The organism is Pseudomonas sp. 57B-090624 (assembly GCF_003234055.1).
GTDB lineage: Bacteria > Pseudomonadota > Gammaproteobacteria > Pseudomonadales > Pseudomonadaceae > Metapseudomonas > Metapseudomonas tohonis.
In genome coordinates, this window is the sequence record NZ_QKRU01000027.1 from 13819 (window position 1) to 34807 (window position 20989).

A 20989-nucleotide genomic window follows, 5' to 3' on the forward strand; every position below is an offset into this window, starting at 1 on the left:
CCTAGCCCGCCTCGAATAACGCCATGGCCTCGACATGGGCCGTCTGCGGAAACATGTCGAGGATGCCGGCTCTCCTGAGCCGATAACCCTGCCGGACCAGCTCGGCACTGTCGCGTGCCAGCGTCGCCGGGTTGCAGGACACATACACCACGCGTTTCGCGCCGAGCCCGCCCAGGTGGCGGGCGACCTCGAAAGCGCCGTCGCGCGGCGGGTCCAGCAGCACTGCATCGAACCCCTGCCGGGCCCACCGGGCCTCGGCCAGCGGCTTCGACAAGTCGGCCTGGAAAAAGTGCGCATTCTCCAGGCCATTGATTACAGCATTGCCACGGGCGCGTTCGACCATGGCATCCACGCCTTCCACCGCCACCACCTCGCGCACCAGGCGCGCCAGCGGCAGGGCGAAATTGCCGAGCCCGCAGAACAGGTCCAGCACCCGCTCGGACGCCTGCGGTGCCAACCAGTCTAGCGCCTGGGCGACCATCGCCTCGTTGACCGATGCGTTGACCTGGACGAAATCCCCCGGGCGGTACTCCAGCTCCAGGCCCCACTGTTCCAAACGGTAACCCAGGCGCATGGCCGGGTCGTCCGCGTGCGGTTCGCCCGCACCGTGCAACCACAGCTGGGCCTGGTGTTCGGCGCAGAAATGCCGCAGGCGCTGCAGGTCCGCCTCACCCAATGGCTGGATGTGGCGCAGCAGCAGCGACGAGGCATTGCCGTGAAAGAGCTCGACATGACCGAGGGCTTGCGGCCTTTCCAGGCTGCGCAGCAGTTGCGGTAACGCACGGACGATCGACTGCAAGGGCTGTACCAGCACGAGGCAGTCATCGATGCCGATGATGGTCTGGCTGGCAGCGGCGCGGAAGCCGACGTCCAGGCGCGCGGCCTTGGCGTCCCAGCGCACGGCGATGCGAGCACGGCGACGGTAGGCGAACTCCGGCCCCACCAGCGGTGCGGCCCAGGCCTCGGGCTCGAGCCCGGCGACGCGCGACAACTGCTCGGCCAGCGTGCGCTGTTTCAGGGCGAGCTGCTCGGCATGGGGCAGGTGCTGCAGGGTGCAGCCGCCGCAATGGCCGGCATGGGCACAGGGCTCGACACGCCGCAGCGGGCTGGCCACCAGCACCTTCTCCGCGCGGGCCTCGACGATCTGGGCGCGGGCGCCGAGCACCCGGGCCTCGACCTGCTCGTCCGCCAGCGCACCGGAAACGAACCAGGTACGCCCGTCGACGAAGGCGATGCCACGGCCGTCATTGGCCAGGCGCTCGATGGACAGGCGCTGCTTCTTGCCGGTCGGCACCTGCTGCGCCGGGCGCGAACCGCCACTGGGCTGGAACCGCAGGCCGCCACTACGCTTGGCCATTTTTCACACTCTTGGGCAGGAACCAGGGGCGCTGCAGCAAAACCGACGGCGCATAACGGGAAACGGCCGGAGCGGCGCCCAGGACGATGCCCCGGCCATTGCCGCTCACGGGGTGCAGGTGAATGCGATAGGCGCGCAGCGAGTAGCGGCCTGCACAGCCATCGGGACGGGGAATGACGAGTCTCACGGGATCGGGTCGTACACGCCGGTGGACAGGTAGCGGTCGCCGCGATCGCAGATGATCGCCACCATCACCGCGTTCTCCACCTCGCGGGACAGGCGCAGCATGGCCGCCACCGAGCCGCCGGAGGAGACGCCGCAGAAGATGCCTTCCTCGCGGGCCAGTCGGCGCATGGTCTGCTCCGCCTCGACCTGGGCCATGTCGACGACGCGATCGACGCGGTCGGCCTGGTAGATCTTCGGCAGGTATTCCTCGGGCCAGCGACGGATGCCGGGGATGGCCGAGCCTTCCTGGGGCTGCAGGCCGACGATCTGGATCGCGGGGTTCTGCTCCTTGAGGTAGCGCGAGGTGCCCATGATGGTGCCGGTGGTGCCCATGGAGCTGATGAAGTGGGTGATGGTGCCCTGGGTCTGGCGCCAGATCTCGGGGCCGGTGCCGACGTAGTGGGCCTCGGGGTTGTCGCCGTTGGCGAACTGGTCCAGCACCTTGCCACGGCCTTCGGCCTGCATGCGCTCGGCCAGGTCGCGGGCGCCTTCCATGCCCTCTTCCTTGCTGACGATGATCAGCTCGGCGCCGTAGGCGGTCATCGCCGCCTTGCGCTCGGCACTCATGTTGTCCGGCATGATCAGGACCATCTTGTAGCCCTTGATGGCCGCCGCCATGGCCAGTGCGATGCCGGTGTTGCCCGAGGTCGCCTCGATCAGGGTGTCACCGGGCTGGATGGCGCCGCGCAGTTCGGCGCGGGTGATCATCGACAGGGCCGGGCGGTCCTTCACGGAACCGGCGGGGTTGTTGCCTTCGAGCTTGACCAGGAGGGTGTTGCTGGTGGCTCCGCCCAGGCGCTGCAGGCGCACCAGCGGAGTGTTGCCGATGCAGTCGGCGATGGTTGGGTACTGCAGGGTCATGGCGGGGTTCGCAATCCAGACGCAGGGGGTGCACATGATACCGGCAAACCGGCGATGGCCATATCGCCGGAAGGTGTCGCGTTATGCCATGAGGCTATATGCATGGAACCGGCGGCTATTGCAGGGCCGATTCGCTTGGCGGCGTGCCTCCCTCTTCTACCGGTGGGCGGAAACGACGAAGCCCCGGCAGCGCTCGCGGCCGGGGCTTGGTGTCTGGCAAGGCGGCAGGGCCGCGCCGGTCAGAAGTGGAAGTTGGTGCTCAGCAGCGCCGTACGGCCCGCTGCCTGGTTGGCGAAGTGGGTGGAATAGGCCTTGTCGTAGTAGGTCTCGTCGGTGAGGTTCTGCACGTTCAGCTGCAGGTCGACGTTCTTGGTCAGCTTGTAGGCGACCATCGCGTCGTAGCGCCAGTAGGACGGCACATACACGGAATTGTTGTTGTCGCCGAACACGTCGTCCACGTAGAAGGCGCCACCACCGACGGTCAGCTGCGGCAGGACCTGGTAGGTGGTCCACAGGCTGAAGCTGTTCTTCGGCGTGTTGGGCATCTCGTTGCCCTTGGCCGCGTTGGTGGTGCTGGTGACCACACCGGTACGGTTGCCCACCGCGCCCGGGTCGACCAGCTCGCTGTCCAGGTAGCTGTAGCCGGCGAACACCTGCCACTTGTCGGTCAGCTTGCCGCTGGCGCTCAGCTCGAAGCCGTCGACACGGGTCTTGCCGGCGTTTTCGTAGGTGTAGTTGCTCACCAGGATGCGGGTGTTTTCCTTCTCGGTGCGGAAGATCGCGGCAGTCAGCGACAGGCGCTCATCGAGCAGGTCCCACTTGGTGCCCAGCTCGTAGTTGACGGTCTCTTCAGGCTCCAGGTCGCTGACGATACTGGTCGGCGTGCCCACGGACGTCGGCAGGGCGTTGCCTTCGGTACCTTCGCCGAGCATGGCGCCCGGCGGGGTCGCGGAGGTGGCGTAGGAGGCGTAGATGCTGCCGTTGCTGGCCGGTTTCCACACCAGGCCCACCTGATAGTTGACGAACTCGGACGTGTCGGACGCTTTGAAGGTGGTGGCCCCCGAGGCCGCCTTGGTCTTGGCGTCGGTCTCGAAGCTGTCGTAGCGCAAGCCCAGGTTGAGGATCCACTGCGGGTCAAGCTCGATGCTGTCGAAGGCATAGATCGCGCGGGTGTCGCCCGTGGTCACGGTGCCCGCGTAGTTGCGCGCGACGCTGCCGGCCCAGGGATCGTCCGGGTTGGGATTGCCCAGCGAGGTGCAGTTGTAGCCACTGCCGGAACCGATCATGCCGGTGGTGCAGTTGGTACTGCTGTTGCCGGGAGTTGCCGGCGTGGTGTCGGTGTTGACGGTGTAGCTGCTGCGGTCCGACTTCTCACGGGAGAGCTCGATGCCGGTGGAGAAACTGTTCTTGAACCCGGCCAGCTGGAAGTCGCCGAACAGGTCGGTCTGGTTGGTGGTGGTGGCGGTGTTGCCCACGCGGCTGTTGACGCGGCGCCAGACGTTGCCCTGGCGCACGTTGCCCTGGCTGTCGTCCGGCTGGGTCAGGATGTAGTCCTGCATGCTGTTGCCGTGGCGCAGGGTGTTCTTGAGGGTCAGCGAGTCGTTCAGGTCGTGCTCGATGGCGATGGTCGCGACGTCCGCACGGGTCTTGCGGAAGTCGCGATTGGTCAGGCCATAGAAGTTGCTGCTGTCACCGCCATCGACCGGCTTGTCCGGGCTGGCGGCGGTGTGGGTGGTGCCCACCGAGTAACCGTAGGGGATGCCCGAGTCCGGCAGGTCGTTGCTTTCCATGTGATAGAAGTCGAGGTTCAGCCGGGTGTCGGTGCCCAGGCCGAAGGCCAGCGAGGGCGCGACGCCCCAGCGGTCGTAGTTGACCTTGTCGCGGCCGGCGACGTTGCTCTCGTGGCTCATCAGATTGAGGCGGAACGCGGCGGTGTCGAGGAACTGCTGGTTGATGTCGGCGGTGTAGCGCTGGGTCTGGTCGGAGCCCCAGGTGAAGCCGCCGTCGATGGAGTCGCCGAGGTGCGCCTTCTTGGTCACCAGGTTGAGGCTGCCACCAGCCGAGCCACGGCCGCCGAAGGAGGAGTTCGGGCCCTTGCTCACTTCCACCGACTCGATGGCGAAGATCTCGCGGGTTTGCGCGCCGGTGTCGCGCACGCCGTCCAGGTAGGTGTCTGTCTGGGCGTCGAAGCCCCGGATGAAGGGGCGATCGCCCTGAGGGTTGCCACCCTCGCCCGCCCCCATGGTGATACCCGGCACGGTACGCAGCGCGTCCTGCAGGCTCAGCGCGCCGGTGTCCTTGATCACCTGCTGCGGAATTACGGTCACGGAGCGCGGCGTGTCCACCAGCGGCGCGGTGTACTTCTGCGAAGCGGAGCGCTGGACCTGGTAGTCCTCGCTCCCGATCTGCTCACCGACCACCGAGGTGGCATCGAGCGAGATCACGCCGTCCTGTTCGCTGTCCTTCTTCTCCGCTTGCGCGGCATGGGCAACCGGCGCCAGGGAAGCGGCCGACAGGGCGACGCCGATGGCGGATGCCAGCAGGCGCTGGGCAGAAGCGGTGGATTCGAGTGACTGACGCGACATCGTTTTCCCTCCCCAGGGATCTCAGAGGTCGCGGAATTTATTTCAAAACATTTACACTATCAATTGCCATATATTCTCATTTGCATCTTTTTTACAAACTTTACATTCGTCAGCGCAAGCCGTCGGCGGGCCCGGCAAATCCCCTTGCAAGCAACAAATGTAAATCACTATCATTTGCGCCTTTTTCCATCCGGAGGCCCCAGACCATGCTCCTGCGCATACCCGGTGTATTCACGCCCGACGAGGCCGCCCGCATCCGCGAAGCGCTGGAACAGGCCGACTGGGCGGATGGCCGTGTCACCGCCGGGCACCAGTCGGCGAAAGCCAAGCACAACGAGCAACTGGTGGAAGGCCATCCCCTGGCGAAGGAAATCAGCACGGCGATGCTGCAGCGCCTCTGGACCCACCCGCTGTTCGTCTCCGCCGTGCTGCCGCTGAAGGTGTTCCCGCCACTGTTCAACCGCTATACGGGCGGTGGCACCTTCGACTACCACATCGACAACGCCATCCGCCGCATCCAGGGCAGCCCCGAGCAGGTCCGCACCGACGTCTCCGCCACGCTGTTCTTCAGCGAACCGGACAGCTACGACGGCGGCGAACTGGTGATCCAGGACACCTACGGCACCCAACGCGTGAAGTTCGCCGCCGGTGACCTGGTCATCTACCCCTCCACCAGCCTGCACAAGGTGGAGCCCGTGACCCGGGGCGCGCGCATCGCCTCGTTCTTCTGGACCCAGAGCATGGTCCGCGACGACGGCCAGCGCACCCTGCTCTACGAGATGGACCAGGCCATCCAGAGCCTGACCCGCGACGTGCCCGAGCACCCCGCGCTGATCCAACTGACCGGCACCTACCACAACCTGCTGCGGCGCTGGGCAGACACCTGAAATGAACGTCACCCTCAGGCGCACCGAAACCCTCAGCGGTGAAGAACTGCGCGAGCGACTGGCCAACGACCCGCGCCAGGCGGCACGGATCATCCTCGGTGCCGCCCGCGACGGCCTGACCGATGCGCAGACGCTGCTGGGGCAGATCCTCCTCGACGGCAGGGGCATCGAGAAAGACCCGGCCCTGGCCCGCGCCTGGTTCCGCATCGCCGCCAGCAACGGTGACGCCATGGCGCGCAACATGCTCGGCCGCTGCCTGGAGCACGGCTGGGGCGGTGACGTCGACCTGGCGGAGGCCGCCAACCAGTACCGGCAGGCCATCGCCAGTGGGCTCGACTGGGCCCTGTACAACTACGCGGGCCTTCTGGCCACCGGACGCGGCGTCGAGCGCGACCAGGCGGCCGCCTTCGCCCTCTACCTGCAGGCGGCCCAGGCAGGGCACGCCAAGTCGATGAACCTGGTGGGGCGCTATTTCGAAGAGGGCATCGCCGTGGCACGCGATGCCGGAGTCGCCCTGGAGTGGTACCGGCGCTCGGCAGAGGCCGGCGACTTTCGTGGCCAGTTCAGCTATGCCGCGGTCCTGGCGGCCCAGGGGCGGATCGACGAGGCCCTGGGCTGGCTGCGACGCTCGCTGGCCGCCGGCAATCTCAACTTCCTCCGCACCAGCCGTGGCAGCCTGGCCCAGGCCAGTGATCCGCACATACGGGCCCTGGCCGGCGACTTCCACCAGCGCGCGAGCGAACTCGGCGACGACAGCGACCGCCAGGCCCAGCACCGCTTCCTGGCCCAGGGCAGCAGCGGCGTGGAGCGGAAGGGAAATATTTGCTAACAGCACACCCGTAAAGCAGATGTAAAAAAGTTTCATTTGATAAATATTCTCAACTAGCTTGGCCGCTCATCTTTTTCAGGGAGAAATTCCGATGACCGCCAAGAAGCCTCGGGGCCTTAACCTCGCCCAGGCCAACCTCTCCAGCTCTGCCGTGGGCCTGGCCTTCGCCTCGTTCGCCGGCCTGGGATTCGCCGCTGAAGCGAAGAAGGACGAAGAAAGCGCCATCGCCGCCAGCCCCCTCGAACTGGATGCCACCGACATCCGCTCCCACGCCGTCGATGGCTACAAGGTCGACCAGGCCTCCTCGCCGAAATTCACCGCTCCGCTGCGCGACACGCCGAAGTCGGTCACGGTGATCACCGAGGAGCTGATCAAGGAACGCGGCGCCAGCTCGCTGAAGGACGTACTGCGCACCACCCCGGGCATCACCCTGGGCGCGGGCGAAGGCGGCACACCGGTCGGCGACAGGCCCTTCATCCGAGGCTACGAAGCCAGCACCGACATCATGATCGACGGCGTCCGCGATGTCGGCCGCAATGCCCACGAAGCCTTCAACCTGGAGCGCGTGGAGATCATCAAGGGCCCGGGGTCCGCCTACACCGGCCGCGGAGCCACAGGCGGCAGCATCAACCTGGTGAGCAAGACGGCGCAGATGGCCGACTTCGTCGCCGGCAGCCTGACCCTGGGCACCGACCAGCTCTGGCGCACCACGCTGGATGTCAACCAGTACCTGCCCGAACAGAACATGGCCTTGCGCCTCAACGCCATGAAGCACGAAGCCGACACCCCCGGCCGCGACGAGGTCGACGTCAAGCGCTGGGGCCTGGCCCCGACCGTGACCTTCGGCCTGAACACCCCGACCCGCGCCACCTTCAGCTACTACCACATGGAAACCGACGACCTGTCGGACCTCGGCCACCCGATCTCCAACATCACCGGCAAACCGGTGAAGGTCGACCGTGACAACTTCTATGGCCTAGTCGATCGCGACTTCAGCACGACCTCCGCCGACATCGCGAGCATCGTGCTGGACCATGACTTCAGCGAAACGCTGTCCGTGCGCAATACCACCCGCGGCGGCCGCACCCTGCTCGACTACGTGATGACCCGCCCCAGCTTTGGCAGCACCAACACACCGGCCCAACTCACAGCGGCCATCAACCGCGAGCTCAACGGCCAGGTGGTACGCGACGGCCGCTCGCGCAACAGCGTGACCCAGACACTGGTCAACCAGACCGATCTGTTCGGCGAGTTCTTCACCGGGACGCTGCAGCACAACTATTCCGCCGGCCTGGAATTCAGCCGCGAGACCATCGACCAGAAGGCGCGCTATGTCACCCCGGTGGGCAGCAACGCCAACCTCCAGGACCCGAACCCCCACGACCCCTTCCCTGCCGTCACCCGTGGCAGCGGCGCCACCAGTGAAACCAAGCAGAGCGTGCGGGCTCTCTACGTGTTCGACACCCTCAAGCTGCATGAGCAATGGGACCTGAACCTCGGCCTGCGCTACGACGACTACCACGTGGAGAACGGCAGCGCCTCCAACTCCAGCGAGATGCTGAACTACCAGCTTGGCGTGGTCTTCAAGCCCCTCCCCAACGGCAGCATCTACCTGACCTACGCCACCTCCTCCAACCCGGCGGGCGAGACCGTCGGCCAGGCCGGCGGCGCTGACGGCGCGGCAGGGGGAGCGGCGGTGAACGACCTCGACCCGGAGAAGAACCGCAGCCTGGAACTGGGCACCAAGTGGGATGTGCTCGACGAGCGCCTGTCGCTGACCGCCGCGCTATTCCGCACCGAGAAGACCAACGGCCGCTCCCAGGACCCGACCACGGGAGAGGTCACCCTCTCCGGCGACAGCCGCGTGGACGGCTTCGAACTGGGCGCCACCGGGCACCTCACCGAGGCCTGGCAGGTCTGGGCGGGCTACACCTACCTCGACCCGGAAACCCGCAAGTACCGCAGCGGCAATACCGACTTCTCGGGCAACCAGATGAAGTTCATCGCACCGGAAAGCTTCAGCCTCTGGAGCACCTATGCGCTCACCGGGAAATGGACGGTCGGCGGCGGCGCCACCTACATGGACGAGCGCTACCTGGATGACGCCAACACCCGCAAGCTCGAGTCCTATTGGCGCTACGACGCGATGCTCGGCTACCAGGTGAACAGCAACCTGGACCTGCAGCTGAACGTACTGAACCTGGCGGACGAGACCCTCTACGATGCCTCCCACGTCGGCATCTTCGCCAACGTGGCACCCGGCCGCTCGGCCGAGCTGACGGCCAACTTCAGGTTCTGAACCTGCGGTCGGGCGGCGTCAGGCGCCGCCCGGCCAGGCTTGCAGGCGCATGTGCAAGCCCAGCCCCGGATTCAGGTTGCGTGCCCACAGTCGGCCGCCCTGAAGATCGATGGCGCTGCGGGCGATGCTCAGCCCCAGGCCGAAACCGCCATCACCGGGGCGCGCCTCGTCGAGCCGGGAGAAGGGTTCGAAGATCAGCTCCAGGTGTTCTTCCGCCACCCCCGGCCCCTGGTCGCGGAGACACAGCAGCCAGTGCTCGCCCTCCTGGCGGCCGGACAGCGTGACCAGCCCGCCCGCCGGTGAATGGCGGATGGCATTGCGCAACATGTTCTCCAGGGCCTGGGCCAGGCTGTTGAGGTGGGCCTTGACCACGCACCGCTCGTCCAGCTCGAAACGCAGTTGCTCCCGTGGCCATCCCGTCTCGAAACAGGCGTCTTCCGTGAGCACGTCCCAGAGCGGCCGCAACGGCACAGCCTCCTGGGGGAAATGCGGGCGCTCGGAATCCATCCAGGCCAGCTCCAGGGTGTTTTCCACCAGTTGCTGCATCACGCCGATCTCCCGCTCCAGGCGCTGGCGCAGCGCCGGCAGGTCGTCCTCGCGCTCGCTGGCCGCACGCAGGCGGCTGAGCGGGGTCCGCAGTTCGTGAGAGAGGTCGCTGAGCAGCCGGCGCTGGTAGAGCACGGTGCCTTGCAGGCGATCGGCCATGTGATCGAAGGCCCGGCCGAGCTCACCGAGCTCGTCCCGCCGGGAAACGAAGGGTTCGCCGAGACGCGCGGCGAGGTCGTCCGCCTTCAGCGAATTGGCCTGTTCGCGCAGGCGCGTCAGCGGGGCGATGAACAGCCGGTAGAGCAGCATGCACAGCAGCAGGGCGAGCAACCCGGGCACCACTTTCTGGGCGATGAAGAACAACAGCGGCCGGGGGCCCCAGGGGCTGAAGCGTTGCGGCAGGAGCATCACCAGCTGCCCGTCCTGGCCCTCGAAGGGAATGCTCAGCGTGCGGGGGTCCGGCGTCTGCCGCCCCATCGGCCAATCCAGTTGCCGCATGAAGCTCAGGCGACGGCGCTGCTCCTCGCTGACCGGGCGGCTGCCCAGGGGGAACAGATGCGCATCGAGCACCAGCACCCAGCTGCCCTCGCGGCGCTCCAGGTCGGCCTGGAAGGCATCGACGCCGGCCCGCCCCCCCTCACGCCAGGCCTGCTCGGCCTCACGGGCGTACCCGCGCAAGGTCGAACGCGCCGCGTCGGACAGGTAGGAGGTGCGCTGGCCGATCATCTGCCCGAACGACAGCGTCAGGGCGATCATCACCAGGCAGAAGCAGACGAGGATGATCGCCAGCTTCCAGAACAGCGAATGGCGACCGGGCATCAGCCTTTCCCGCTGGTGAGCACATAGCCCTTGCCCCAGACGGTCTCCAGCCGCCACTCGGCATAGTCGAGGCGCGCCAGTTTGCGACGGATGTGGCTGACGTGCATGTCTAGGCTGCGGTCGTGCTGCGAGTAGGCGCGATGCAGCACATGCTGATAGAGGAAGGCCTTGCTCAGCGCCTCCTCCATGTGCCGCGAGAAGGTCACCAGCAGGCGGTATTCGGTGGGCGTGAGTTCGGCCCAGCGCCCGCGATAGCTGATGTCCGCGCGCCCCTCGTCGAACTTCAGCTCCAGTGCCTCGCTGGGCGGTTCCGGCTCACGCCGTTCGTAGGCCACGCGACGCAGCACGGCATCCACCCGCACCTGCATCTCCGCCATGCTGAAGGGCTTGGGCAGGTAGTCGTCCGCCCCCTGGCTGAAGCCGGCGATGCGGTCCTGCTCGGCGCCCAGCGCGGACATCAGGATCACCGGCACGCGGCGGCGTCGGCGCAGCTCGGCGAGCACCTCCAGGCCGCTGCGCCCGGGCAGCAGGATGTCCATGAGGATCAGGTCGAAATCCTCGGCGCAGGCCAGGCCCAGCGCTTCTTCGCCGTCCCGCCGCAGGGTCACCTCGAACCCCCGGCGACCGAGGTGATCGCAGAGATGGGAGGCCAGGACGGGGTCGTCCTCGATGGCGAGGATGCGAGCGCTCGGGGGGATACTGACGTTCATGGAATCACCAGCAAATGCGAATTATTCGTTAATAGAATCGCATTCTGGCAAATCGCCGCCTGGATTCCCATATCACCGCCTGGATTCCCGCCTATAAGCGGGAGGATTCCGCCCGGCCGAATCGCTACACTTCCGGCATTCACTGACCGAAGGAACGAGCGTGTACAAGGATCTAGGCATCAAGGGCCGCGTTCTGCTGCTCACCCTGCTGCCCACCAGCCTGCTGGCCCTGGTGCTGGGCGGCTACTTCATCTGGGCGCAGCTTTCCGACATGCAGGCGCAGCTGCTGCAACGCGGCCAGATGATCGCCGAGCAACTGGCACCCCTGGCGGCGCCGGCCCTGGTCCGTGGCGATGCGGTGCTGCTGGAGCGCATCGCCGACCACGCACTGGACCAGCCCGACGTGCGCGCGGTGAGTTTCCTCAGCCTGGAGCGCGCACGCCTCGCCCATGCCGGGCCGAGCATGCTCAACGGCACGCCCGACAGCGACGGCAGCCACCTCAGCCTGACCAGCAACACCGATGCCACGCGCTTCATGCAGCCGGTGTTCGAGCGCCATCGCGTGCTCTCCGGCGACACTGCCAAGCTCGGCGACGACCAGTTGCTGGGCTGGGTCGAGCTGGAGATGTCGCACCACGGCACGCTGCTCAAGGGCTATCGCAGCCTGTTCGCCAGCCTGCTGCTGATCACCGCCGGCCTCGCCGTCACCGCGCTGCTCGCCCTGCGCATGAGCCACCAGATCAACGAGCCGCTGCGGCGCATCAAGCAGGGCGTCGCGCTGCTCAAGGAAGGCCGCCTGGAAACCCGCCTGCCGCAGCTCGGCAACCACGAGATGGACGAGCTGGCCGGGGGCATCAACCGCATGGCCGAGGCGTTGCAGAGCGCCCAGGAAGAACTGCAGCACAACATCGATCAGGCCACCGAGGACGTCCGCCAGAACCTGGAGACCATCGAGATCCAGAACATCGAGCTGGACCTGGCGCGCAAGGAGGCCCTGGAAGCGAGCCGGATCAAGTCCGAGTTCCTCGCCAACATGAGCCACGAGATCCGCACCCCGCTCAACGGCATCCTCGGTTTCACCAACCTGCTGCAGAAGAGCGAGCTGTCGCCGCGCCAGCAGGACTACCTGTCGACCATCGAGAAGTCAGCCGACAACCTGCTGGGGATCATCAACGAGATCCTCGACTTCTCGAAGATCGAGGCCGGCAAGCTGGTGCTGGAGAACATCCCCTTCAACCTGCGCGACCTGATCCAGGACACCCTGACCATCCTCGCCCCCGCTGCCCACGAAAAGCGCCTGGAGCTGGTCAGCCTGGTCTACCGCGACACTCCGCTGCAGCTGGTGGGCGACCCCCTGCGCCTCAAGCAGGTGCTGACCAACCTGGTGAGCAACGCCATCAAGTTCACCCGCGAGGGCACCATCGCCGTGCGCGCCATGCTCGAGGACGACAGCGATGCCGACCTGGTGCAACTGCGCATCAGCGTGCAGGACACCGGCATCGGCCTTTCCGACGAGGACCTGCGCGCCCTGTTCCAGGCCTTCAGCCAGGCCGACAACTCGTTGTCGCGCCAGGCGGGCGGCACCGGCCTGGGGCTGGTCATCTCCAAGCGCCTGATCGAGCAGATGGGCGGCGAGATCGGCGTGGCCAGCACCCCGGGCGAAGGCTCGGAGTTCTGGATCAGCGTCAGCCTGCCCAAGGCCCGCGACGACGCCGACGACCTGCCCAAGGCCCTGCTCGCCGGGCGCTACGCTGCGGTGTTCGAGCCCCAGGAACTGGCCCGCCAGGCGCTGCACCACCAGCTCGAGGACTGCGGCCTGGAGGTGCAGGACTACCCGAGCCTGGAAGCCTTGCTGGAGGCGGTCGAGACCCAGCGCAACGGCACCCGCGCCATCGGCTTCGCGGTCATGGGCGTGACCGCCCGCGACCTGCCACCGGATCGCCTCAGCCAGTACATCTGGGAACTGGACCAGCTGGGCTGCAAGAGCCTGGTGCTCTGCCCCACCACCGAGCAGGCGCTGTATCACCAGGTGCTGCCCGACTCTCACAACCAGTTGCAGGCCAAGCCGGCGTGCACGCGCAAGCTGCACCGTGCCCTCACCGGCCTGGTCAGCCCGCGCCAGCAGCCGCGCCTGGAGGCACCGCAGCCACAGAGCACGCGTGCGCCGAAGATCCTCTGCGTCGACGACAACCCGGCCAACCTGCTGCTGGTCGAGACCCTGCTCGGCGACATGGGCGCCCAGGTGACCGCAGTCGACAGTGGCTATGCCGCCGTCGAGGCCGCGCAGCAACACAACTTCGACCTGATCCTCATGGACGTGCAGATGCCGGGCATGGACGGGCGCCAGGCCACCGAGGAAATCCGCCGCCTGGAAGCCGGCAGCGACTTGAGTCCGGTGCCCATCGTCGCCCTCACCGCCCATGCCCTGGCCAACGAAAAACGCGCCCTGTTGCAAGGCGGCATGGACGACTACCTGACCAAGCCCATCGGCGAGCGCCAACTGGCCCAGGTGGTGCTCAAGTGGACCGGCCTGGTCCTGCACAGCCCGGCCCCCGAGCGCGGCGCCGAGCACCCGGCCAGCGAGGATGAGCCGAGCGTGCTGGACCCGGAGGAAGGCCTGCGCCTGGCCGCCGGCAAGACCGATCTCGCCGCCGACATGCTGGCGATGCTGCTGGCCTCCCTCGCAGCAGACCGCCAGGCTATCCGCCAGGCGCTGGACAGCGACGATCACGCGACCCTGCTGGAACGCGTCCACCGCCTGCACGGCGCCACCCGCTATTGCGGCGTGCCGCAGTTGCGCGCGGCCTGCCAGCGCAGCGAAACCCTGCTCAAGAAGAACGACCCGGCCTATCGCCAGGCGCTGGACGAACTCGACGTGGCCATCGTCCGCCTCGCCGGGGAAACGCGGGTGAACGCGTGAACTGATCTGATGCAGGGCGCCTATTGCCCGGCGGTCTAGAATGGCCGGGGGATAAAAGGAGAGCCCATGCGCACCATTCTTTTCAGCAGCCAGAACCATGACCGCGACAGCTTCCTCGGCGCCGCGGCAGGCATCGAGCTGCATTTCCAGCCGGCACGGCTGACCCTCGACACCACGGCGCTGGCCAATGGCTTCGACGTGGTCTGCGCCTTCATCAACGACGACCTGTCCGCGCCGGTGCTGGAGCACCTGGTGGCGGGCGGCACGCGCCTGATCGCCCTGCGCTCGGCCGGCTACAACCACGTCGACCTCACGGCAGCCCGCGCGCTCGGCCTCACCGTCGTGCGGGTGCCGGCCTACTCGCCCCACGCGGTCGCCGAACATGCGGTGGCATTGATCCTCGCCCTCAACCGGCGCCTGCACCGCGCCTACAACCGTACCCGCGAAGGCGACTTCAGCCTGCACGGCCTGACCGGCTTCGACCTGGTGGGCAAGCGGGTGGGCGTGGTCGGCACCGGGCAGATCGGCGAAACCTTCGCCCGCATCATGGCCGGCTTCGGCTGCCAGCTGCTGGCCTACGACCCCTTCCCCAGCCCGGCCGTGGAAGCCATGGGGGCACGCTACCTGCCCCTGGGCCAGTTGCTCGCCGAGAGCGACATCATCAGCCTGCACTGCCCCCTCAACGACGCCACCCGCTACCTGATCAACGCCGACAGCCTGCAGCACATGAAGCCCGGCGCGATGCTCATCAACACCGGACGCGGCGCCCTGGTGGAAACCCCGGCGCTGATCGAGGCACTGAAGAGCGGCCAGCTCGGCTACCTGGGCCTGGACGTCTATGAAGAGGAAGCCAACCTGTTCTTCGAAGACCGCTCCGACCTGCCGTTGCAGGACGACGTTCTGGCCCGGCTGCTGACCTTCCCCAACGTCATCGTCACGGCGCACCAGGCCTTCCTCACCCGCGAGGCGCTGGCGGCCATCGCCCGCACCACGCTGGACAACATCGCCGCCTGGGCCGCCGGGCGGCCGTGCAACCAGGTCGACGCCTAGGCCGTGATAGGATGCGCGGCGTTTCTGGAGGACCTATGGCCGAACACGATTTCCGTTACAACCTGCTCAACCCCGCCCACACCCTAAGCGAGTGCCGTGCGCTCGTGCCGGGCCGCTATCAGGTCACCGGCACCGGTGGCTCGATCCAGAACGGCGACACCCTGGTCGTCACCCTCAAGGGCAGCCGCGACCTGGCCATGCGCCTGGAAGTGGAGAAGGTCCGCCACCTGATCAACCCGCCCGGCCAATGGCTGGCCGTGGCCAAGGGCCCGGTCTTCAAGGAGCTGTCCATCCTCAACTGGCACGTGGACTGCGACGCCTGCGCCAAGCGCCTGGACTTCGAGTTCGCCGTCGATTCCAGCCTCGGCAAGCCCGCGCAGGCACCGGCCGCGGAAGCCCGCATCGCCGAGCTGGGCTGGTTGAACAGGGAAGGCAAGCACCTCTGCCCGACATGCCGTCAGGAGACCCCATGAACCGCAACGCAATCAGTGCCGCCGTCGGCGCCCTGGCCCTGGTGGGCTGCGCCAGCGAAGGCCCGAGCATCGAGACCGAACGTACCTACCAGGTGGAGTGGATCGGCGAGCGCCCGCTGATCGACAACAGCCACCTGACCATCACCCTGGGCCGCGACGGCCGTGCCTATGGCAACGGCGGCTGCAACCACTGGTTCGCTTCCTACGAGCTGAAGGACGACAGGATCAGCTTCGGCCCGGTCGGCAGCACCCGCAAGATGTGCGCACCAGCGCTGATGGAGCAGGAGCAGCGCTTCCTCGACGCCCTGCCGAGCGTGCAGCGCTGGGACTTCTCGGCGATCGAGCAACTGCGCCTGTGGCCCGCCGAAGGCAAGCCGCTGCGCCTGTGGCCGGAACGCTGAGTCCGACGTATGCCAGGCCCCGCATGCAGTACGCGGGGCGCGCTCAGAAGAGCTTGAGCTGCTCGGCAACGCCTTGCAGGTCCTGCAGGCGCACCCCCACCCCGATCAGGCGCACCGGCTTGTCGCCCCGCGCGAAGGCCGCGCCCAGCAGCAGCTTGTAGCTGTCCAGGTCACGCCCGGCACCGGCCTGTTCCAGGGTTGTCTGGGAGAAGTCGTGGAACTTCAGCTTCACGAAGGGCTTGTCCGGCTTATAGCTGGAGTCGAGCCGCTGCAGGCGCCGCTGCAACTCCTCGAACAGTTCCGGCAGGCGCGCCAGGCAGGCGCCGAGGTCAGGCAGATCCTGGTCGTAGGTGTTCTCCACGCTCAAGGACTGGCGGCGGCTGTCCACCTGCACCGCACGCTCATCGATGCCGCGCGCCAGGCCGTAGAGACGCTCGCCGAAGCTGCCGAACTCGCGAGCCAGGGCCAGGCGGCTCCATTCGCGCAGGTCCGCGCAGCTGATCACGCCCAGGCGGCCGAGCTTGTCCGCCGTCACCTTGCCCACGCCGTGCAGCTTGCTCACCGGCAGCTCGGCGACGAAGTCGTCCACCTGGTCGGGCGTGATCACGAAGAGGCCGTCGGGCTTGCGCCAGTCGCTGGCGATCTTGGCCAGGAACTTGTTCGGCGCCACTCCGGCGGAAACGGTGATGCGCAGCTCCTGCCACACCCGCCGGCGGATCTCCTGGGCGATGCGCGTGGCGCTGCCACTGAAGTGCTGGCTCGCGGATACATCGAGATAGGCCTCGTCCAGGGACAGCGGCTCGATGATCTCGGTGAAGTCGCGAAGGATGGCATGGATCTCCCGCGAGGCCTCGCGGTAGGCATCGAAGCGCGGGCGCACGATCAACAGGTCCGGGCACAGTTTCAGCGCATGGCGCGACGACATGGCCGAACGCACGCCATAGGCACGTGCCTCGTAGTTGCAGGTGGCGATCACCCCGCGCCGCTCCGCCGAGCCGCCGACCGCCAGGGGGCGACCGGCCAGCGAGGGGTCGTCGCGCATCTCGATGGCTGCATAGAAGCAGTCGCAATCGATGTGGATGATCTTCCTTTGACTCATGGACGCCTGGTTACCGGTGGAGCGAAGGAAGCACGCTCGGGCGGGCGGATGCCGCCGGGGGAGCCTCCACGGACGGGAGGCGGGCAAGTCTAGCCGATTTGCCAGGCGGGTTTCAGCGGCCGGATGTGCGCACGACCTGGGCGGCCCGGGCGTGATGCAGCGGCCAGCGTTCGGGCCGTGGGTCGGGGGTGCGCCAGGTCCTTATATAGAGGTCCCAGGACGCCTCCACCTCATCGAGCGCAGGCAGGCGCGCCGGGTCGCTCCACAGCAACAGCCGCGCGAAAGCGGCCGCCAGCGTATCGTCATGCCCCAGTGCAACGCGGACCCGCTCATCCACCGGCGGCACCTGGCGGGCATCGCATACCTCGACGGCGACATCCCGGGTCACCGGGCAGCGCAGGACGAAGTGGACCATTTCATCGGGCGACTCCGACTGCCAATAGCTGTGAGGCCCGCCCTTGACCAGTGGGCGCTTCTCCAGCCCGCTTTCCTGCAGGCCGATGGCGAGCAGCATCAATTGCGCCTCGGGACTGTTCATCTCATTGGGCAGCAGGGCCAGGGCCGGCTCGATGACGAGGCGGCTGAGGGAATCGAGCGTCATGGGAACTCCGGAACGAAACGCCCCGTGGAACGGGGCGCGACCAACGCGGATGGGGCACCACCGGCACCCCGTTGAAGCGGAGCAGTATCGCCGGAGCCCAAATCGCTACAACGGACGCGGGGCGGAATCAGCCCGAGCCTACCGGTGTCTGGAACTCTCCTACAGCGCCTCCCCGTTACGCTCGTCCAGCGGCCAGGAAATGGACCTCCTGCCGCCCTCGGGCCCGGTTCCCCGTTCCGGGCCCGAGGTTCATCCGGTCCATTCCCGCACCTGCGCACCTCGCCCCCGAAAAGTCTGAAGAACCCCGCCCGGCACGGGCTGGAGGACTATCTGACCACTCGGATCACGCTAAGCATCTGAAGAAAAAACACTTTTTTCTCAATCAGGCGTTGACAGGGTGAATTAAATCGCTAGAATGCCGACCCACAGACGCGGGATGGAGCAGTCTGGTAGCTCGTCGGGCTCATAACCCGAAGGTCGTTGGTTCAAATCCAGCTCCCGCAACCAAATACGGAAAGGCCACTCGAAAGAGTGGCCTTTTTCGTTTGGGCGTCTTTTCTTAGGCTGGAGCCGCCCCTCTCTCAGTCAGGCCATGCGCCAAGGAAAATATTGCATGACAGGGCTTGGAACTTGCCCGCGCTGCCCACATCCTGTGGCGCACATTGCATGAGGTGCTCGATGCGCGCCAACCCCACCGTTGAAAATCCGCTCTCCGACGATTCCACGTTGCAGGACGAACCTGCGCAACTGCGCTGGCTCGACCGCATAAGCGCCTACCGACAGCCCATCGGGCTGGCCTTCACCCTTCTTCTGTTCACCATCGGCCTGGTCGCCTGCTGGCACTTGCTGCGCGAGCTCGACCCCGATGCGCTGCGCACGGCCGTGCGTGATGTACCCGGCACCAGCCTGCTGCTTGCGATCGGCGCCACGGCGATCGGCTTCGTCGCGCTGATGGGCTACGAGTGGTCCGGTTGCCGCTTCGCTGGGGTCAAGCTGCCCTTCCCGCGCATGGCGCTGGGCAGTTTCTGCGCCACGGGCATCGGCAACGCCATCGGCCTGTCGGTGATCACCGGGGGCTCGGTGCGCTACCGCCTCTATAGCCGCGACAACGTCGGCACCGGCGATATCGCCCGCATCACGCTGTTCGCCAGCCTGGCCCTGGGCAGCGCCCTGCCCCCCCTGGCCGCCGTGGCCGCGCTGAGTGACCTGCCTGCCGCCGCCCAGGCGCTGCGCCTGTCCACCGACCTGGTGGCGATCATCGCCAGCGCCGTGCTCGCCGCCACCGTCATCGCCGTGATCTGGCTGTCGCGCCTGCGCGAGCCGGTGGCGCCGACACCGGGTTGCGTGAACATCCGCCTCGGCCATCGCACCCTGCGCCTGCCGGGCCTGCAATTGTCCGCACTGCAACTGGTGATCACCCTGGTCGATGTCTGCGCCGCCGCTGCCGTGCTCTATGTACTGCTGCCGGAAGCGCCGCCTCTGGGCGCTTTCCTGCTGGTCTACCTGCTGGCCCTGGCGGCCGGCGTGCTCAGCCATGTGCCGGGCGGTGTAGGCGTGTTCGAAGCCGTGCTGCTGGCGGCCTTCGCCGGGCAACTCGGTGCCGCTCCCCTGGCCGCCGCCCTGCTGCTCTATCGCCTCATCTATGTGGGCCTGCCGCTGATCCTCGCCTGCCTGCTGCTGCTGGCGAACGAGGCGCAACGCTTCCTGCCCGCCGGGCGCCAGGCGGTGCGCGCCGCCTCCGGCCTGGCTGCGCCGGTGCTGTCGCTGATGGTGTTCCTCTCTGGCGTGGTGCTGCTGTTCTCCGGTGCCACCCCGGCCATCGACACCCGCCTGGAGCACCTGAGCTTCCTCATCCCCCATCGCCTGATCGACGCCTCGCACCTGGCCGCCAGCCTGGTGGGCGTGCTCTGCCTGCTGCTCGCCCACGGCCTGCGCCGGCGCCTGTCGGCAGCCTGGGCGCTGACGGTGGTGCTGCTACTGGCCGGTGCCGGGCTGTCGATGCTCAAGGGCTTCGACTGGGAAGAGGCCAGCCTGCTGGTGCTCACCGCGACCCTCCTGGCGATGTTCCGCAATGCCTTCTATCGCCCCAGCCGCCTGCTGGAGATGCCTTTCTCGCCGGTCAACCTGGGCGCCAGCGCCTGCGTGCTGGCCGCGTCGCTGTGGCTGATGTTCTTCGCCTACCAGGACGTGCCCTACAGCCATGAACTGTTCTGGCAGTTCGCCGTGGACGCCGACGCCCCGCGCACCCTGCGTGCGACCCTGGGCAGCGGCCTGTTGCTGGCGGGCCTGGCGCTGATCTGGCTGCTGCGGCCGATCCCCCTGGTGATCCACGAGCCCACCGAGGAAGAACTGCTCAAGGCCGCCGATATCGTCAAGGCATCGGGCCAGCCCGACGGTGGCCTGGTGCTCACCGGCGACAAGGCGCTGCTGTTCCACCCCGAGGAGGACGCCTTCCTGATGTTCGCCCGTCGCGGGCGCAGCCTGGTGGCGCTGTTCGACCCCATCGGCAAGGCCAACCACCGCGCCGAGCTGATCTGGCAGTTCCGCGACCTCTGCGACGTGCACCACGCGCGCCCGGTGTTCTACCAGGTGCGTGCGGAGAACCTGCCTTACTACATGGATATCGGCCTCAGCGCCCTGAAGCTCGGCGAAGAGGCGCGGGTCGACCTGCGCCGCTTCGACCTGGAAGCCAAGAACAAGGCCATGAAAGATCTGCGCTACACCCTCAGCCGGGGCCAGCGCGACGGCCTGTCGATGGAGATATTCGACGCCGGACAGGCGCCGCTGGATGCGCTGCAGGCCATCTCCGAAGCCTGGATGCAGGGCAAGCAGGTGCGCGAGAAGGGTTTCTCCCTGGGCCGTTTCGACCCCGACTACCTCAAGCACTTCCGCATCGCCGTGGTCTCCTTCGAAGGCCAACCCATGGCCTTCGCCAACCTGCTGGAGACCAGCAGCAGCGAGCTGGCCAGCCTGGACCTGATGCGCGTGCACCCCGAGGCGCCCAAGCTGACCATGGAGTTCCTCATGCTCAACCTGCTGCTGCACTTCAAGGAGCGCGGGCATGAGCGCTTCAGCCTCGGCATGGTGCCCCTGGCCGGCCTGCAGCCGCGCCGTGGCGCGCCGCTGACCCAGCGCCTGGGGGCCCTGGTGTTCCGCCGTGGCGAGCAGTTCTACAACTTCCAGGGCCTGCGCCGCTTCAAGGACAAGTTCCAGCCCGAGTGGGAGCCACGCTACATGGCGGTGCCCGCAGGCCTCGACCCGCTGGTGGCGCTGGCCGATACCGCCGCGCTCATCGCCGGCGGCTTCACCGGACTGGTCAAACGCTGA

Annotated in this window: 15 protein-coding genes and 1 tRNA gene; 9 read left to right on the forward strand and 7 right to left on the reverse strand. The window is 67.2% G+C overall.

Translation table 11 applies throughout. The features are described 5' to 3' along the window. Window position 1: 1 nt before the first annotated feature. The 3 genes from rlmD to DMX10_RS14450 form a co-directional block, all read right to left on the reverse strand. A complete protein-coding gene (rlmD, locus tag DMX10_RS14440; RefSeq protein ID WP_111261722.1) occupies window positions 2-1357 on the reverse strand; it encodes a 23S rRNA (uracil(1939)-C(5))-methyltransferase RlmD in 1356 nt (451 codons plus the stop codon). Between the two features lie 183 nt (window positions 1358-1540). Continuing rightward, window positions 1541-2443 carry a cysteine synthase CysM gene (cysM, locus tag DMX10_RS14445; protein WP_111261723.1) on the reverse strand — a complete coding sequence of 301 codons (903 nt, stop codon included), beginning with the start codon at window positions 2441-2443 and terminating at the stop codon, window positions 1541-1543. A 239-nt stretch (window positions 2444-2682) separates the two neighbouring features. Continuing rightward, on the reverse strand, window positions 2683-5028 hold the full coding sequence (locus DMX10_RS14450; protein ID WP_111261724.1) for a TonB-dependent siderophore receptor: 2346 nt from the start codon (window positions 5026-5028) through the stop codon (window positions 2683-2685). Window positions 5029-5234: 206 nt separating this feature from the next. Here DMX10_RS14450 and DMX10_RS14455 point away from each other — a divergent pair, with 206 nt between their 5' ends. From DMX10_RS14455 to DMX10_RS14465, 3 genes are all read left to right on the forward strand, one after another. Then, the gene (locus DMX10_RS14455; RefSeq protein ID WP_111261725.1) at window positions 5235-5915 is read left to right on the forward strand and encodes a Fe2+-dependent dioxygenase; all 681 of its coding nucleotides are present in this window, start codon (window positions 5235-5237) and stop codon (window positions 5913-5915) included. A gap of 1 nt (window position 5916) precedes the next feature. After that, window positions 5917-6744 carry a tetratricopeptide repeat protein gene (locus tag DMX10_RS14460; protein ID WP_111261726.1) on the forward strand — a complete coding sequence of 276 codons (828 nt, stop codon included), beginning with the start codon at window positions 5917-5919 and terminating at the stop codon, window positions 6742-6744. Between the two features lie 91 nt (window positions 6745-6835). Further along, complete coding sequence (locus DMX10_RS14465) at window positions 6836-9043, forward strand: TonB-dependent siderophore receptor (RefSeq protein WP_111261727.1); 2208 nt, start codon at window positions 6836-6838, stop codon at window positions 9041-9043. 18 nt (window positions 9044-9061) lie between these two features. On the opposite strand, the gene DMX10_RS14470 is transcribed toward DMX10_RS14465, so the two are convergent. Both DMX10_RS14470 and DMX10_RS14475 read right to left on the reverse strand, forming a co-directional pair. Beyond that, the gene (locus tag DMX10_RS14470) at window positions 9062-10408 is read right to left on the reverse strand and encodes a cell wall metabolism sensor histidine kinase WalK (protein ID WP_111261728.1); all 1347 of its coding nucleotides are present in this window, start codon (window positions 10406-10408) and stop codon (window positions 9062-9064) included. Then, complete coding sequence (locus DMX10_RS14475; RefSeq protein WP_111261729.1) at window positions 10408-11118, reverse strand: response regulator transcription factor; 711 nt, start codon at window positions 11116-11118, stop codon at window positions 10408-10410. Before DMX10_RS14475 ends, DMX10_RS14470 begins: the two co-directional genes overlap by 1 nt. A 160-nt stretch (window positions 11119-11278) precedes the next feature. Here DMX10_RS14475 and DMX10_RS14480 point away from each other — a divergent pair, with 160 nt between their 5' ends. The 4 genes from DMX10_RS14480 to DMX10_RS14495 all read left to right on the forward strand — a co-directional run bounded on the left by DMX10_RS14480 (window position 11279) and on the right by DMX10_RS14495 (window position 15962). Continuing rightward, on the forward strand, window positions 11279-14038 hold the full coding sequence (locus DMX10_RS14480; RefSeq protein WP_111261730.1) for a response regulator: 2760 nt from the start codon (window positions 11279-11281) through the stop codon (window positions 14036-14038). 66 nt (window positions 14039-14104) lie between these two features. Next, window positions 14105-15088: a 2-hydroxyacid dehydrogenase gene (locus tag DMX10_RS14485; protein WP_111261731.1), complete on the forward strand. Its 984-nt coding sequence runs from the start codon at window positions 14105-14107 to the stop codon at window positions 15086-15088. Window positions 15089-15123: 35 nt separating this feature from the next. After that, complete coding sequence (locus DMX10_RS14490) at window positions 15124-15561, forward strand: hypothetical protein (RefSeq protein ID WP_111261732.1); 438 nt, start codon at window positions 15124-15126, stop codon at window positions 15559-15561. Continuing rightward, window positions 15558-15962, forward strand: a complete 405-nt coding sequence (locus DMX10_RS14495) for an META domain-containing protein (protein ID WP_111261733.1) — start codon at window positions 15558-15560, stop codon at window positions 15960-15962. The genes DMX10_RS14490 and DMX10_RS14495 overlap by 4 nt, the downstream gene beginning before the upstream one ends. Window positions 15963-16005: 43 nt before the next feature. Here DMX10_RS14495 and dinB read toward each other — a convergent pair whose 3' ends face one another. Then, window positions 16006-17061 (reverse strand): DNA polymerase IV, encoded by a 1056-nt coding sequence (dinB, locus tag DMX10_RS14500; protein ID WP_111261734.1) that lies wholly within the window; start codon window positions 17059-17061, stop codon window positions 16006-16008. 112 nt (window positions 17062-17173) lie between these two features. Further along, a complete protein-coding gene (locus tag DMX10_RS14505; protein WP_111261735.1) occupies window positions 17174-17662 on the reverse strand; it encodes a hypothetical protein in 489 nt (162 codons plus the stop codon). A gap of 430 nt (window positions 17663-18092) precedes the next feature. Here DMX10_RS14505 and DMX10_RS14510 point away from each other — a divergent pair. Both DMX10_RS14510 and mprF read left to right on the forward strand, forming a co-directional pair. After that, window positions 18093-18169: transfer RNA gene (locus DMX10_RS14510), tRNA-Met, on the forward strand. 171 nt (window positions 18170-18340) lie between these two features. After that, a complete protein-coding gene (gene mprF, locus DMX10_RS14515; protein ID WP_111261736.1) occupies window positions 18341-20989 on the forward strand; it encodes a bifunctional lysylphosphatidylglycerol flippase/synthetase MprF in 2649 nt (882 codons plus the stop codon).